14 protein-coding genes are annotated in these 15609 nt (G+C 64.1%); 5 read left to right on the plus strand and 9 right to left on the minus strand.

Annotated elements, in window-relative coordinates; genetic code table 11:
* Positions 1 to 78: 78 nt before the first annotated feature.
* From argJ to JEQ47_RS15950, 3 genes are all read right to left on the minus strand, one after another.
* Entirely contained in the window at positions 79 to 1314 is a 1236-nt protein-coding gene (gene argJ, locus JEQ47_RS15940) for a bifunctional glutamate N-acetyltransferase/amino-acid acetyltransferase ArgJ (RefSeq protein ID WP_198877423.1), read from the minus strand.
* 442 nt (positions 1315 to 1756) lie between these two features.
* Positions 1757 to 3757 (minus strand): BCCT family transporter, encoded by a 2001-nt coding sequence (locus JEQ47_RS15945; RefSeq protein ID WP_198877424.1) that lies wholly within the window; start codon positions 3755 to 3757, stop codon positions 1757 to 1759.
* A gap of 101 nt (positions 3758 to 3858) precedes the next feature.
* Entirely contained in the window at positions 3859 to 4092 is a 234-nt protein-coding gene (locus JEQ47_RS15950) for a hypothetical protein (protein WP_198877425.1), read from the minus strand.
* A gap of 98 nt (positions 4093 to 4190) precedes the next feature.
* Here JEQ47_RS15950 and JEQ47_RS15955 point away from each other — a divergent pair, with 98 nt between their 5' ends.
* Positions 4191 to 4817 carry a TetR/AcrR family transcriptional regulator gene (locus tag JEQ47_RS15955; RefSeq protein WP_198877426.1) on the plus strand — a complete coding sequence of 209 codons (627 nt, stop codon included), beginning with the start codon at positions 4191 to 4193 and terminating at the stop codon, positions 4815 to 4817.
* A gap of 51 nt (positions 4818 to 4868) precedes the next feature.
* Here JEQ47_RS15955 and JEQ47_RS15960 read toward each other — a convergent pair whose 3' ends face one another.
* Complete coding sequence (locus JEQ47_RS15960; protein ID WP_198877427.1) at positions 4869 to 5858, minus strand: peptidylprolyl isomerase; 990 nt, start codon at positions 5856 to 5858, stop codon at positions 4869 to 4871.
* A 400-nt stretch (positions 5859 to 6258) separates the two neighbouring features.
* Here JEQ47_RS15960 and secA point away from each other — a divergent pair, with 400 nt between their 5' ends.
* The gene (secA, locus tag JEQ47_RS15965) at positions 6259 to 8955 is read left to right on the plus strand and encodes a preprotein translocase subunit SecA (RefSeq protein WP_198877428.1); all 2697 of its coding nucleotides are present in this window, start codon (positions 6259 to 6261) and stop codon (positions 8953 to 8955) included.
* Positions 8956 to 9035: 80 nt separating this feature from the next.
* Positions 9036 to 9446: a cytidine deaminase family protein gene (locus JEQ47_RS15970; protein ID WP_198877429.1), complete on the plus strand. Its 411-nt coding sequence runs from the start codon at positions 9036 to 9038 to the stop codon at positions 9444 to 9446.
* Here the strand turns inward: JEQ47_RS15970 and JEQ47_RS15975 are convergent, their stop codons facing one another.
* The 5 genes from JEQ47_RS15975 to JEQ47_RS21200 form a co-directional block, all read right to left on the minus strand.
* Complete coding sequence (locus JEQ47_RS15975; RefSeq protein WP_198877430.1) at positions 9447 to 9974, minus strand: hypothetical protein; 528 nt, start codon at positions 9972 to 9974, stop codon at positions 9447 to 9449. It lies immediately after the preceding gene.
* Between the two features lie 247 nt (positions 9975 to 10221).
* Entirely contained in the window at positions 10222 to 11259 is a 1038-nt protein-coding gene (locus tag JEQ47_RS21090; RefSeq protein ID WP_198877431.1) for a L,D-transpeptidase family protein, read from the minus strand.
* A gap of 213 nt (positions 11260 to 11472) precedes the next feature.
* Positions 11473 to 12426, minus strand: a complete 954-nt coding sequence (locus JEQ47_RS15985; RefSeq protein WP_236020920.1) for an acetyl-CoA carboxylase carboxyltransferase subunit alpha — start codon at positions 12424 to 12426, stop codon at positions 11473 to 11475.
* A 156-nt stretch (positions 12427 to 12582) separates the two neighbouring features.
* Entirely contained in the window at positions 12583 to 13491 is a 909-nt protein-coding gene (locus JEQ47_RS15990; RefSeq protein ID WP_198877432.1) for a site-specific tyrosine recombinase XerD, read from the minus strand.
* Positions 13488 to 13712, minus strand: a complete 225-nt coding sequence (locus tag JEQ47_RS21200) for a hypothetical protein (RefSeq protein ID WP_407931789.1) — start codon at positions 13710 to 13712, stop codon at positions 13488 to 13490. Before JEQ47_RS21200 ends, JEQ47_RS15990 begins: the two co-directional genes overlap by 4 nt.
* 170 nt (positions 13713 to 13882) lie before the next feature.
* Here JEQ47_RS21200 and JEQ47_RS16000 point away from each other — a divergent pair, with 170 nt between their 5' ends.
* On the plus strand, positions 13883 to 14464 hold the full coding sequence (locus JEQ47_RS16000) for a shikimate kinase (protein ID WP_198877433.1): 582 nt from the start codon (positions 13883 to 13885) through the stop codon (positions 14462 to 14464).
* A 7-nt stretch (positions 14465 to 14471) separates the two neighbouring features.
* Positions 14472 to 15587, plus strand: coding sequence for a 3-dehydroquinate synthase (gene aroB / locus JEQ47_RS16005; protein WP_198877434.1), 1116 nt, complete (start codon positions 14472 to 14474; stop codon positions 15585 to 15587).
* Positions 15588 to 15609 lie beyond the last annotated feature (22 nt).

Below are 15609 nucleotides of genomic sequence, written 5' to 3' on the forward strand. Positions count from 1 at the left end.
CTGAGATCGCGGGATGGGCCCCGGCTCAAGGCCGGGGTGACAGTCGAGGGTGAGGCAAGGCCTCCGAAAGGGCTGAAATCAGCTCCGGTAGTCGCCATTGATGGTGATGTAGCCATGGGTGAGGTCGCAGGTATAGACCGTGGCACTCCCCTCCCCCAGGCCCAGGCTGACGGTGAGTTCGAGGTCCTCGCCCTTCATATAGGCGCTGGTGGCCTTTTCGTCGTAACCGGCGGCGCGTTCACCATCCTTGGCCACAAGCAGATCACCGAAGCGGATGGACAGCTTGTCGCGATCGGCGGGCTCGCCGGCCTTGCCCACGGCCATGACCACGCGGCCCCAATTGGCGTCCTCGCCGGCAATGGCGGTCTTGACCAGCGGCGAGTCGGCAATGGCCTTGGCGATGCGGAAGGCACTTTCGTCGGAGACGGCGCCCTCGACATGGACGGACACCTGCTTGGTCGCGCCCTCGCCATCGCGCACGGTGAGAATGGCGAGCTCGAACAGCACGTCGAACAGCGCTTCGCCGAAGAACTGCGCCCGCGGGTCGGACAGGCTGGTGATCGGCTCGACTTGGGCCTTGCCGGTGGCGAAGGCCAGCAGCGTATCTGAGGTCGAGGTGTCGCTGTCGACGGTGATGGAATTGAAGCTTTTCTGCACATGCTCGCTGAGCAGCGCCTGCAGCACATCGGCCGCGATGGGCATGTCGGTGACCACGAAGGAGAGCATGGTGGCCATATCGGGCGCGATCATGCCCGAACCCTTGGCAATGCCATTGATGCGAACTTCGACATCGTCGAATTCGAGCACCGCGCCCGCCAGCTTGGGGAAGGTATCGGTGGTCATGATCGCCTTGGCCGGCTCGATCCAGGGCAGCGCGTTCATCCGCGTCGCCGCCTGATCAAGGACGCCGTCGAACTTGCTGGCATCGATCAGCTCGCCGATGACGCCGGTCTGGGCGATGAACACTTCCGAGGCCGGGCAGCCGAGCGCCTTGGCGGCGATATCGGCAATATGCTGGACGCTTTCGCGCCCCTTCATGCCGGTAAAGGCATTGGAATTGCCCGAATTGACGACAAGGCCGCGCGCCTTGCCGCCCGGCAGGTTGGCCCGGCAGAGGTCGACCGCAGCCGACGAACATTTGGAGCGGGTCAGGACGCCAGCAACCGTGGTGCCCTCGTCGAATTCCATCAGCAGGACGTCTGTGCGGTTCTTGTACTTGATGCCGGCTTCGGCCGTGGCAAAGCGCACGCCCGCGATTTCGGGCAGGTCCGGATAGGACTGGGGGGCGAGGGGCGAAACCGGAATTGCAGCCATGGTCAGAACCTTGCGAACGATTGGTGCTCCGGTGTGCCTCAAAGGTGTGACGTGCGCAAGGCAGGAGCGGGCGAAGCTTTCGGCAAGTTGTGGCGCCGGTCGGCTGTCGGCCTCCGGTTGGACGGTTGTTCGACGGACCCCGAGGCGGATAGCGCCCCATGAGAACAAAAAATGAGACGCCTACCGCCTCGGGGCGCCGGTTTTTGGAACTGTCCGGCGGCGGGGGATCGCTCGTCCCGTCGCGGCCGGACTGGAACCTGTGGGACAGGCAAAAACCCCACCCGGCTCACCCGGCCACTGTTCGCCTGCAGGCCGCCGCGCCGGGAGATGCGGGGCATTATGGGGGACGCTCCGAAAGCGGGGATATCTTTGTCGCATGCGGCGGACGTAGAACGCTCTTAGGCTCGCGCGGAGGCGCAAGGTGCGCAAGGCGGCGTCGAGGTCAACTGCCCGCCGGGTGCTCGGGCGCGGCGTGCACGAGCTGAACTTCAGGCGACTGAACCAGTTGCAGATAGCGCTCGAACTGGGCGAGCACGTCCGAAATCAACTGGTCGCGGTGCAGGCCCATGATGTCATAACCGCGGCCGCCACTCGAAAAATAGGTGCGGGCCTCGTAGCGCTGTTCGGGCTTGCTGGCCGCCATGGGCGAGAAATTGGCAAGCGGCTCCGAGACGAGGCTGACGCCATAGACGAAGTCGCGCACATTCTCGGCCGGTGAGCGCAGTTCGAGCGTCCCATCGGGTTGCTGCTGGACATTGGCCGGCCGGCCACGGCGGGTCAGTTCCTCGGCGACCTGATCCAGTGCCGGACGGACTTTCTTGCCCATATATTCGAGGACGTCGCGCCGGCTTGGTGCATTGAGCATCAGCGACAGCCGCCTCTGCCAAGTGAGGCCCGCGGCAGGCTGGTTGGTGACGGGTGATGGGGCGACGAGAGCGATCTGGGCATATTGCTGGGCCAGGTCCGATCGCATGCCCTGTATCAGGGACCATACCAAGGCCAGAAGGACGAAGGTGAATGGCAGGGCGGTCGCGATTGTAGCCGACTGCAAGGCGGTCAAGCCGCCCGCCAGCAACAGCGAACCGGCGACCACCGCTTCCATGACACACCAGAAAACCCGCTGGAGCGTGGTGGTTTCGGTTTCGCCGCCTGCGGAGATGGCATCCATGACCAGCGAGCCGGAGTCGGCGCTGGTGACAAAGAAGATGCCGACGAGGATGACCGCGAGGGTCGAGGTTACCATCGGCCAGGGCAGGTACTGGAAAAAGACAAACAGGCCGGTCGACACATCGGTGGTGATCGCCTGGCCCAGGGCGCCGGCAGCAATACCGGTATCGATGAAAATTGCGGTATTGCCGAAGACGGTCATCCAGAAAAAGGTGAAGCCTGCTGGAATGAACAGCACCGCACAGACGAATTCGCGCACCGTACGGCCGCGCGAGATGCGGGCGATGAACATGCCGACGAATGGCGACCAGGAAATCCACCAGGCCCAGTAGAACAAGGTCCACGCATCCACCCAGGGCGTGGGCTCATAGGCATAGATGTTGAACGTGCGCAAAACCAGACGGTCGAGATAGAGACCGATATTCTGGACAAAATCGCGGAACAGCTCAGCCGTTGGCCCGACGAGGAGGACGAACAGCATGAGGCAGATCGCGACGACAAGATTGGTTTCGGACAGAATCCGCACCCCTTTATCGAGCCCAGTGGTGACCGAAAGAATGGCAAAGCCGGTCACGATGATGATTAACGGAAGCTGGATGGTCGGGCCGGCGGGCCAGCCGAGCAGGAACGACAGGCCGGCATTCATCTGTGTGACGCCCGTACCCATGCTGGTGGCAATGCCGAACATGGTGCCGACGATGGCGAAGATATCGACGGCATGGCCGATGGGCCCGTTGATCCGCTCCTTGAGCAGCGGGTAGAGGCCGGAGCGAATGGTGAGGGGCAGGTTGTAGCGGTAGCCGAAATAGGCAAGGGCAAGGCCAACCACGGCATAAATGGCCCAGGCGTGGATGCCCCAATGGAAGAAGGTAATGCTCATGGCCTCGCGCATCGCCGCGACCGAACCGGGCTCTCCGGTCGGTGGCGCGAGGAAATGGCTCATGGGCTCGCCCACCCCATAGAACATGAGGCCGATCCCCATGCCGGCCGCAAACAGCATGGCTATCCACGAGGTGAACTTGAAATCCGGCTTGGAATCGTCCGGTCCAAGCTTCAGGCGGCCGTAGCGACCGAGGCAAAGAAGCAGCACCGTAACCAAGAAAATGCCGGCGGCCAGCAGGTAAAGCCAGCCGAACCAGCTCAGAATGAGCACCTGCATGGCGCCAAAAATCTCGCCTGCCTGGTCGGGCAGGAAAATGCCGACTGCAAGGAAAAGTCCGATGATCAGCAACGCCCCCCAGAATACGGGTGGGTTGATGATGAATGGCTTGAGCATGAGGCACCTATGACGCAGGGCACCTGATGCGGTGTTTTGGTTAGGAGGCGCCTCAGGCCAAAGGCGCCAGAGCCAGTTTGGTTCCGTCGCGGAACTTAGCGCTAGTTGGCCTTGGCAGGGCGACGTCCGGCGATGAAAGCGCCGAAGCGGGTGGTGATGAAGGGAACGATGAAGAAGACGATGGTGATGGCCATCAGCGGCACAATGATGAAGCTGCGCTGCCAGAATTCCCAGCCGGGGGTGAGCAGGCTGATGAGGGTCGCATAGGCGACAACGACGGGATAGACGGCAAAGCTCATGAGGAAAGCCATGCGGGCGCGGGCGGAGAGAGACATGAAGCACCTTTAATGAAACGCTACGTTTCGTTATGTATCGAAACGAGCCGTTTCGTTCAAGTCTTTTCTTTGCATTCTTTTTGACCGATATATGGGCCATGAACAGTACCCAGCCCGAGACCGAAGACAGCGAAGACGGCACGCGCCGCTCCATTGGCGCGCGGCGCAATCCGGCCAGCCAGGAAGCCATTCTCGATGCCGCCGAAGCGGTGTTGCGCGAAGGCGGCATTGCCGGCTTTTCCATCGAGGCCGTGGCGCGGCGGGCCCGGGCCGGCAAGCCCACCATCTATCGCTGGTGGCCGCATCGCACCGCGCTGATGCTCGACGTCTACCGGCGCTTCAAGAACACCAAGGGCTTTCCCGACACCGGCACCTTGCGTGGCGATCTCGTCAGCCTGCTCGACAATCACCTCCTGGGCTTTTGGAACAACAGCCTCTGCGGCACCGTCTATCGCGCCATCGTCGCCGAAGCGCAGACCGACAGGGAGGCGGCCAAGGTCCTGATCGCCTACCAGGCCGACCGCAAGGCCTATTCGGCGCGCATTGTCGAACGGGCCAAGGCGCGCGGGGAAGTGCCGGAGGACACCAATTCCGCGCTGGTGATCGACCTTGTCGTTTCCTATGCCTGGCATCAACTGCTGCTGGGCCAGCTCGACGCGGCCCTGGCCGAAGCGCCCGCCGTCGTCGACCTCATCCTCCGCGGCGTGGCGGGCTACAAGGGATAAAGAAAAGCCCGGCGCTGGGCCGGGCTTTGAGCTTTGGCCTGAGGCTCAGGATTACTGCGGAGCGGCTTCCGTAGTGGCGTCCGCGGGAGCGGCGCCTTCCGGGGCAGCCGCACCGGCGGCCGCAGCCTCGGCGGCTTCCTGAGCGTCGAACTTGGCCTTGAGCTCGGGATCGACGATGTCGACGGTGACCCCGCCCATCAGTTCTTCCACCTTCTGGGTGAAGGTTTCCATCAGGAGCTGGTTCTGGATCTGTGCGGCGACCTGTTCAAAGGTCGGCGGCGCGGACTGGCGCTTTTCCTCGAGCCGGATGATGTGCCAGCCGAACTGCGACTGCACCGGCGCCGAGACGTCGCCCGGCTCGGCCAGCGCGAACACGGCTTCTTCGAACGGGGCGACCATCATGCCCTTGCCGAAAAACCCGAGATCGCCGCCATTGGCCGCGCCCGGATCGATGGAATTGTCGCGAGCGAGGGTTGCAAAGTCGGCGCCGCCATCGAGTTCGGCCTTGAGCGCATTGGCTTCTTCCTCGGTCTCGACCAGGATGTGGCTGGCGCGCACTTCGTCGGCCGGCACAAAGGTGCTGACGAATTCGTCATACTTGGCCCGCACCGCCTCTTCGGTCACGGCGCCGGCAATGGCCTCGGCGAAATAGGCGCGGCGCAGCGCACGTTCTTCGAGATATTCGCGACGCTGGGCAAAGAGCGGGGTCTGGTCCATGCCGGCATCACGCGCCGCCTGCGACATGACCTTCATGTCGATGAGGATGCGCACCAGGAAGGCGCGGCGCTCTTCGGGTGGCATCTGCGCCAGGTCCTGCGCCATGTCTTCGGCGGCAAAGGCCAGGTCGCCCTCGGTGATGGACTGGTCGCCGATGGTGGCGACCACGGTGGCCGGATCGACGGCCGGCGCGGTTTCGGCAGGGGCCGCCGCTTCATTGGCAGGCGCCGGGGCATCCTGCGCCACGCTCGACAGGACCGGTACGGCGACGAGCAGGGCGGCGAGGCTGGCGGCGCGCAGAAGGCGCTGGGTCGGGTTCGACATGGGATTACGTGCTCCTTGGCCGGACCACTAGAGGCCGGCATGGTCAGAAAGTTGTCGGCCCGAACTCGCATGGCAAGTGGGCCAAACTGTGCCGCCTCGGCCGGCATTTGCCGGCGCCATAACCAGAGCGCAATACGCGGCCGGTCAAAAGGTTGCGAAGGTGTGGCCGATTTCGGATACGTTGACAAGCCAGACCCCCAATCTTACATCTCACCCGCTTTTCAACAGAGCCTGGGGAGAGGCTGCGCCCGTTCGGGCGGCGCTCGCCAGGCGATAATCCGCATCGGGAACCGAGAAGGGTTCCCCAAGTTGTGACGAGGCGAAACGAGGCCCGCCAGCGCCCGCTCCGGCAGGCAGCCCGCCCCACCAGCCCCGCCGCTCACAAACAAAGGACCACACAATGGCACTTGCGTCGCTTGCCCGGAAAATCTTCGGGTCACCGTCGGACAGGCAGGTCAAGCGGTATCAGGGCAAAGTCGCGGCGATCAATGCGCTCGAGCCGGAACTGGTCAAGCTCAGCGACGACGAACTCCGGGCCCGCACCGCCGAGTTCAAGCGCCAGCTCGAACAGGGCACCAGCCTCGACGACCTGATCGTGCCTGCCTTCGCCACCGTGCGCGAAGCGTCCAAGCGCGTGCTCGGCATGCGCCATTTCGACGTGCAGATGATCGGCGGCATGGTCATGAACGACCGCGCCATTGCTGAAATGCGCACCGGTGAAGGCAAGACCCTGGTCGCCACCCTGCCCATGTATCTCAATGCGCTGACCGGCAAGGGCGCGCATCTGGTCACCGTGAACGACTACCTGGTGCGCCGCGACGCCGCCTGGATGGGCCAGATCTACAATTTCCTCGGCCTGAGCTGGGGCGTCATCGTCCACGGCCTCAGCGATACCGAGCGCAAGGCCGCCTATGCCGCCGACATCACCTATGGCACCAATAACGAGCTGGGCTTCGACTACCTGCGCGACAACATGAAGTATACGCGCGCCCAGATGGTGCAGCGCGGGCATGAATTCGCCATCGTCGACGAAGTGGACTCCATCCTCATCGACGAAGCGCGCACGCCGCTGATCATTTCGGGCCCGTCCGAAGACCGGTCGGAACTCTATATCAAGATCGACGGACTGATGCCGATGATCGGCGAGGGCGATTTCGAACTCGACGAAAAGCACCGCGCCGCCACCTATACCGACCAGGGCGTGGAAAAGCTCGAAGCGGCTCTGGCCGAGGCCGGACTGCTCAAGGGAGAGTCGCTTTATGACGTGGAGAATGTCGCCCTCGTCCACCACGCCAATTCGGCGCTGCGGGCGCACAAGCTGTTCCGCAAGGACAAGGACTACATCGTCCGCAATGACGACGTGGTCATCATCGACGAATTCTCCGGCCGCATGATGCCGGGCCGCCGCTATTCTGAAGGCCTGCACCAAGCGCTGGAAGCCAAGGAACGCGTCAAGATCCAGGCCGAGAACCAGACGCTGGCCTCGATCACCTTCCAGAACTATTTCCGCCTCTACAAGAAGCTGGCCGGCATGACCGGTACGGCGGCCACCGAGGCCGAGGAATTCGCCGACATCTACAAGCTCGGCGTCACCACCGTGCCGACCAACCTGCCGGTGCAGCGCATCGACGAAGACGACGCCATCTACCGCACGGCGGAAGAAAAGTTCGACGCCATCGCCGACCTCATCAAGGAATGCCAGGATCGCGGCCAGCCCGTGCTCGTCGGCACCACCTCGATCGAAAAGAGCGAAATGCTCGCCGACATCCTTCGCAAGAAGAATGTGGGGCAGATGAACGTGCTCAATGCCCGCCACCACGAGCAGGAAGCCTTCATCGTGGCCGATGCCGGCCTGCCGGGTGCCATTACCATTGCCACCAACATGGCCGGCCGCGGCACCGACATTCAGCTCGGCGGCAATCTTGAGATGCGCATCCAGCGCGAGGCGAGCGAACTCGAGGGCGAAGCGCGCGAGGCCAAGATCGCCCAGATCAAGGCGAGGATCGCCGAGGACAAGCAGAAGGCGCTGGCCGCCGGCGGCCTCATGGTGATCGGCACCGAGCGCCATGAATCGCGCCGCATCGACAACCAGTTACGTGGCCGTTCCGGCCGCCAGGGCGATCCGGGGCACTCGAAATTCTTCCTGTCCCTGCAGGACGACCTGATGCGCATCTTCCCGGTCGACAGCATGGATTCCATGCTCGGCAAGCTGGGGCTGGAACAGGGCGAGAGCATCACCCATCCCTGGGTCACCAAGGCGATCGAACGCGCCCAGGGCAAGGTCGAGGCGCGCAACTTCGACATCCGCAAGAACATCCTCAAATACGACGACGTCATGAACGATCAGCGCAAGGTGATCTTCGAGCAGCGTCTCGAATTCATGGATGAGGAAGATGTCAGCGAGACCATCGCCGACATGCGCCATGACGTGGTCGAGAACATCGTCGCCAAGGCCTGCCCGCCGCGCTCCTTCCCCGAGCAGTGGAATACCGAGCAGCTCGCCGCCGCCGCCAAAACCTACCTCAATGTCGAAATTCCCGCCGCCGAATGGGCGCAGGAAGAAGGCATCGGCCCCGAGGACGTGGAAGAGCGCGTGCGCGCCGCCGCCGACGCCCATATCGCGGCCAAAACGGAAAAGTACTCGGCCCAGATCATGCGCCAGGTGGAAAAGTCCATCTTGCTGCAGTCGGTGGACGGGCTCTGGCGCGAACACCTCGTTATGCTGGATCACCTTTCGAAGGTGGTGGGCTGGCGCGGCATCGCCCAGCGCGATCCGCTCAACGAATACAAGCAGGAAGCCTATGAGCTGTTCCAGGCCATGCTGGCAAACCTGCGCGAGCTGGTGACCACCCAGATCAGCCATGTCGAACTGACGATCCGCCAGCCGGACGCCCCGCAGGCGCCCGATCCCAGCCAGTTGACCGAGACCCATATCGATCCGATCACCGGCGAGAACGATGCCGCGGGCGATGCCGTGGCGAGCCGCGAGGGCCTGCCGCCGATCGACCCCAAGCTGTTGCTCGGCGTGTCGCGCAATGCCCCCTGCCCCTGCGGCTCGGGCAAGAAGTTCAAGCACTGCCACGGCGCCTTCGCCTGAGGGCGTGAGGACCGGATGGACTAGAAAGGGCGGCCTTGTGCCGCCCTTTTCGCGTCTGCCATCCTGCGCTAGCCTCAGGCATGACCCACACCCACCTCATCGAGCAGGCCAGCGCGCTGCTCAAGCCCCATACGACCGGCGCGGGCCGGCTGATCGGCGATGTGGCTGCCGTGGTCGTCTCGGAAGGCGGCACGGTCTATGGCGGGGTCTGCGTGGACACGGCCAGTTGGGGCCTCTGTGCCGAGCGCAGTGCGCTGGCGGCCATGGTCAGCGCCGGGGAATATCGCTTCCGCTCGGTCGTCGCCGTATGGCGCCATCCCGAAACCGAAGCCCTTCATGTGCTGCCGCCCTGCGGGGTGTGCCGCGACTTCATGCGCCAGCTCGACGACGCCAATCTGTCGGCACTGGTGATCCTGGGACGGAACAGCGGCAAGACGCTGGCCGAGCTCCTGCCCGAACACGCCTGGCCGGCGCCGCTCTCGGACGGCTGATCAGCAGTTGACGCGGATCTCCGCATAACCCGTCAGCCCCTCATCGCCACCGGAGGTGACCGCCAGGGTACAGGCCGGCAGGCCCGGCAGCGGCGTGGTGCCGCCCGAAGCGACCGAGGTGCCGTCGCTGAGCGTGATATAGCCATTGGCGACGGCGCTGACCGTGACCTCGGCATCCTGGTCGCAGATTGGGTAGCTGTCACCGGCCGCGACAAGCAGGCGCATGCCGGCCGGCAGGCAGTCCTCGGCGGGAGTGCTGGCCGATGCGGGCGCTTCGCCGGACTGGGGCGCAGCACCGGTGCCGGGCATGGGCACGGTGGTGCCCAGCGCGCCCTGCTCGAGCGCCGTGAGCCGATCGCCGAACTGGGCGAGGTCGGCGCCGGGGCTATTGCGCGCATAAAGATCCAGGCTGACGCGCAATTGCGCGACTTCGGTCGATAGTCTCAGGATTTCCTTCTGCCCTTCGCCATAGCTCCAGGCGGCAAAGCCCAATGCCACGAGGCCCGCGGCGAGGCCGCCGAGACCCATTGCGATGCCCCAACGGCCGCTCGTTTTTGGGGCGGGCGTGGGCGGTGGTGGAGAAGGTAACGGCCCCCCGCGCTCCGAAGCGAGCGGACGCATGTCGGGCGTCACCGTGACCCGGGCACTGTTTGCCGGTGCGACACTCTCTGGCTGGTCCACTCTGCGTCTCCGAATTGGGCCTTACTGCCCTTTCACCCAAGTGGGGCCGAAGCGGGGCAGGGACAAGCCCGATGCCGGAAGAGCGGCGGAACCGTCAGGGCCGCTGCGTCGATGGCGTCGGCAGGCTGGCCGGCTTGCCCGAAATCACCGGGGCAAGGTTGGGATCCTGGCCCGGATTGCCACCAAAGAGCCCACCGATATTGGTGCCGATGCCGGAGAAGAAGCCGTTGACTGCCTCGCCGCGCGCCTTGAGCGCCGCCTCCTCGGCGGCCTTGCGTTCGGCGGCCTGCTGCGCGGACGCCGCCTTGTTGGCCAGGTCGGCCTCGTCGGCCTGCAGCTTGGCGGTCAGCGCCGCATTCTGCACGGAGGGCGGGCAGATGCCGGCGGCATCGAGCGGGCCGGCGCTGGAAGGATTGAAGATGTACTGCTTTTCGCAAACGTCCCAGACCGGCGGGGTCTTGGTCAACTCGAAATAGTCGTGGCCTTCCTTGATGTCCTTCCAGAAGTCCATATGCGGGCTGGTGGAATGCTTGGCCATATTGGCGGTGGTCATGCGGAAGGGGAAAATCTGGAGCTGGAAGCTGGTATTGCCGCCGCGGAAAGTTTCGCGCGCCAAGGCATAGATCTCGGCAATGCCCTCGTCGGTCATGGCGTAGCAGCCGCGCGAGGAACAATCGCCATGCACCATCAGGTCAGATCCGGTGCGGCCATGCACGCGGTCGAACTTGTTGGGAAAGCCGGTATTGAAGGCCAGATAGTAGCTCGAGCGCGGGTTCATCAGCCCCGGCGTGATCGTATAGAAGCCTTCGGGGCTCTGCCGGTCGCCTTCCTTGAACTTCGGCCCGAGATCGCCCGAATAGGCGCAGATCTCATAGGTCTTGAAGAGGCGATAGGTGCCCCCGCTGGTCTTCTTCCAGACTTCGAGCGTGGATTCTTCCTTGAAGATGCGCACCATCATGCCCTCGGCGGGCGACGATCCCATATTGCGCAGACCCTGCACCACGCCGCCCGAAAGCGGAATATTATGGCGGTTGTCGCCGCCCTTGACGAAGTTGGAGCAGGCGGCAAGGCCAACACCGAGCCAGAGAACGATCACGAAGGCGCCGAGGCGGTGAAAAAAGGTGGCAGTCAAAACGATCAGCCCGTCAGTGAAAAAGCCCGCAGCCGGGCGAAAAGGTTAGCGCAATATGAGCCCATGCGGTGAACGAAGCCTTTACCACGCGGCTTTTGCCGCCGGAAGCAGCCTCCGATCACACGGATGTGTGCCATCCGGCCAAGAAAAATGCCCGCAGGCCTGAGCCGACGGACATTTTGAAATCGAAGGGCGGACCGGGGCGGCTGGTCTCTAGAGATTGGTGCCGATGGCGAGGAATTTTTCCCGGCGGTGCTCGCGGGTTTCGAGCCGCGACTTGCCGGCAAAATCCTTGAGGAAAGTACCGATGGCGCCGCCCGTCGCCTCCATGATCGCACCGTGGTGGCGATGCGCTCCGCCAGCCGGTTCGGGGATGATGGCATCGATCACGCCGAAACCGAGCAGGTCCTGGGCAGTAATCTTCTGGGCCGTGGCCATGTCCTGGGCGCGCGCGGCGTCGCGGAACAGGATCGAGGCGCCGGCCTCGGGCGAGATCACCGAGTAGATCGAATTTTCCAGCATCAGCACGCGATTGGCGGTGGCAATGGCAATGGCCCCACCCGAACCGCCTTCGCCGATGATGATGGCAAGGTTCGGCACGCCCAGTTCGAGACCCTTTTCGGTGGAGCGGGCAATGGCCTCGGCCTGGCCGCGTTCCTCGGCACCGATGCCGGGATAGGCGCCAGCGGTGTCGACCAGGGAAATGACTGGAATGGAAAAGCGGTCGGCCATGTCCATGATGCGGACGGCCTTCCGATAGCCTTCGGGATTGGCCATGCCGAAATTGTGCTTGAGGCGCGTCTCGGTGGAATTGCCCTTTTCCTGGCCGAGAATGGCGACGGGCGTGCCGTTGAAGCGGCCGAAGCCGGCCTGGAGGGCTGCGTCTTCGCCATATTTGCGGTCGCCGGCCAGGGGCGTCCATTCGGTGATCAGCGAGCGCACATAATCGGAAAAATGCGGCCGCTGCGGATGGCGCGCGACCTGCGTCTTCTGCCAGGGCGTCAGCTTGCGATAAATCTCGACCAGCGCCTCGTCGGCACGCGCGGAAAGACGGGTGACTTCCTCGTCGATGCTGACGGCCTGATCCGTGGCGGCCAGCGATTTCAGTTCGGCGATCTTGGCTTCAAGATCGGCGACCGGCTTTTCAAAATCGAGATAAGACTGCATCCCACCGCCCGTAAGGGTCATCGTTTCCGGCAAGGCCCAGCGGCCCATGCGTGATTGGCCCGCTGCTCTTGCCCTTTAAAGTGGCCGGAAAGTGGCGACGGAGCAATGGCAAGTCAAGCTTCGGGCACGAAATGATTGGGATTCACATATCCGCATTCAGCCATTGGCGAGCGGATGGTGGCTTTCCACGAGGCTGCGCAACTTCTCGTCGAGCACATGGGTATAAATCTGCGTTGTGGAAATATCGGCGTGCCCGAGCAGCATCTGCACCACGCGCAGGTCCGCACCACCGGCCAGGAGATGACTGGCAAAGGCGTGGCGCAGCACGTGCGGAGCGACCCGGTTCGCAGAAATACCGGCGCGGGCCGCCAGCGCCTTGAGGTCCCGCGCAAAGACCTGGCGGCTGAGATAGCCGTCCTCGCCCTTGGCCGGAAACAGGAACGGTCCGGCTTCGAGCGTCTTGACCCAGAGCCGCACCGCATCGCGGGCGCGGTCGTTCATGGGCACGACGCGCTCCTTGTTTCCCTTGCCGACGACGGTGAGAAAAGCGCCCTCGCGCATCACCGCAGAGCGGCGGAGGCTCACCAGTTCGGACACGCGCAGGCCCGTGGCGTAGAGCAGTTCGAGCAGCACATAGAGCCGCAGCGACGCGACTTGCCTGTCCGTTTCGGCCGCCTCATTGGCCTCTCGTTCGGCAAGGCTCAGCAGCCGGTCGACCTCCGATACCGAGAGGACCTTCGGCAAGGCGCGGCGTGACTTCGGGCTGGCGACGATGCGGGTCGGGTCGTCCCCGCGCAGGCCATCGGCGCAGAGAAACTTGTGGAACTGGCGGATGGCGGAAAGGTGCCGGGCGCTCGAGGACGCCGAAAGCCCCTCGCCCTTGAGATCGTCGAGCCAGGCCGTCACCGTCTCGCGCGGCGCGGTGAGGAGGGTCTGGCCTTTCGAAGCAACAAAATCGGCATAGCGCCAAAGGTCGCGGCGATAGGCCTCGATGGTGTTGGCCGCCGCACCGCGCTCGGCGCTCATCATTTCGAGAAAACTCGAAATCAGGTGCCCGCCGCTCATTGGGCGGTGCTGGGCTCGGATGTCACATTGGGCTGCGGCAGGGCCGCGCCGGCACCACCACCACCCTCCGGCCCCGTCTCGCCCAGCAGATCACGCGTCGGAATGCGCTGGCTGACTTCCTTGGGCGTCGGCTCGACAAAGGTGACGAGCGCGAACATGCCCGCAAAGACCAGGCCGCCGAGAAAAAGCAGGACAATGACGAGGCGGATCAGCGAGGGCATAAAGAGCTTCCGATTGGGTCGGGTGCCAACACTTTAGAGGCAAAAGGTTGCCGTTCTGTTGTCCCGCCAGCTTGACCCAAGCAGGTGGGCAAAGCAACCGCGACATGGGGTGTGCTTGACAGTGGGGGCCCGGACCGGTTGATAGCGACCAGGAGCGGAGGGCGCGGCAGGTGACGAGATCCGATGGCGGTGGACGGCAGGGCCGTGCCAAGGCGCTGGCCAACCGGCTCGACGGCAGGCCCGTCGTCCTGGTTGGCATGATGGGCGCGGGCAAGACCACGGTCGGCCGGCGCCTCGCCAATCGCCTTGGCCGCCAGTTCATCGACAGCGACGAGGAAATCGAGCGCGCCGCGCAGATGACCATTCCGGAAATCTTCGAGCAGCGCGGCGAAAGCGAATTTCGCGCCGGCGAGATGCGGGTCATCGCCCGGCTGCTCAAGGAAAAGGACATCGTGCTGGCCACCGGCGGCGGCGCTTTCGTCAATCTCGATACGCGCGCCCTGGTCAAGGCCGAGGCCGTCTCGGTCTGGCTCAAGGCCGATCTCGACGTGCTGTTCGAGCGGGTGTCGCGCCGCTCCAACCGGCCGCTGCTCAAGACCGCCGACCCCAGGGGGACGCTGGAAAAGCTGATCGCCGACCGCTACCCCATCTACCAGGAGGCCGATGTCACGGTGTTCAGCCGCGACGTGCCGCAGGACAATGTCGCCGCCGACGTCATCGGCGCGCTGCTCGACCATCTCAAGACCCGATAGGCATTCCATGGCCAGCATTGACCACACAGTCCACGTCGCCCTCGGCGAGCGCGCCTATGACATTCTCATCGGTCCGAAACTGATCGACGAGGCCGGCGCGCTCCTGGCCGAAAAGTTTCCCGGCCGCCGCTATGGCATCGTCACCGACGAAACGGTAGCCAAGGCGCAATTGCCGCGCCTCGTCGCCGGACTCGAGACGGCGGGCCTATCCTATGACACCATAGTGCTGCCCGCAGGCGAGGCCACCAAGTCCTATGCCATGCTCGAACGGGTGGTCGAGGGTCTGCTTGCAGCAAAACTCGAGCGCGGCGACCTGGTGATTGCGCTGGGCGGCGGGGTCATCGGCGACCTGGCCGGCTTTGCCGCATCCATCACCCGGCGCGGCATGGATTTCGTGCAGATCCCCACCTCGCTTCTCGCGCAGGTGGATTCCTCGGTCGGGGGCAAGACGGGTATCAATTCGCCGCATGGCAAGAACCTGGTCGGCGCCTTCCACCAGCCAAAACTGGTGCTGGCCGACCTCTCGGCCCTCGATACCCTGGCGCCGCGCCAGTTCGCCGCCGGCTATGCCGAAGTGGTCAAATATGGGCTGATCGACGACCCCGATTTCTTTGAATGGCTCGAGGCCAATCGCGCCGAGATTTTCGCCGGCGGCCCGGCGCGCGGCGAGGCCATAGCCCGCTGCTGCGCCCACAAGGCGCGTGTGGTCATCGAGGACGAAAAGGAAACCGGCGTCAGGGCCCTGCTCAATCTGGGACACACCTTCGGGCATGCGCTCGAAAAGGATACCGGCTATTCCGACCGGCTGCTGCATGGCGAGGGCGTTGCCATCGGCATGGTGCTGGCGCACGGCTTTTCGAGCCGACTTGGCCTGGCTCCGGGGCAGGACAGCGGCCGCGTCGCGGCGCACTTGAAGCTCGCGGGCCTGCCCACCACATTGGCAGATATCCCCGGAACGCTGGGCTCGACCGATGTGCTGATGGCCGCTATTGCCCAGGACAAGAAGGTGACGCGCGGCGCGCTGACCTTCATCCTCACTCGCGGCATCGGCCAGGCCTTTATCGAGAAGAACGTCGATCCAGAAAAGGTTCGGGCATTCCTAGAGGAGAAGCGCTCCATCTAGAGCCGCCACCCCCACGATTGTC

Source organism: Devosia sediminis (assembly GCF_016411825.1).
Taxonomy (GTDB): Bacteria; Pseudomonadota; Alphaproteobacteria; order Rhizobiales; family Devosiaceae; genus Devosia; species Devosia sediminis.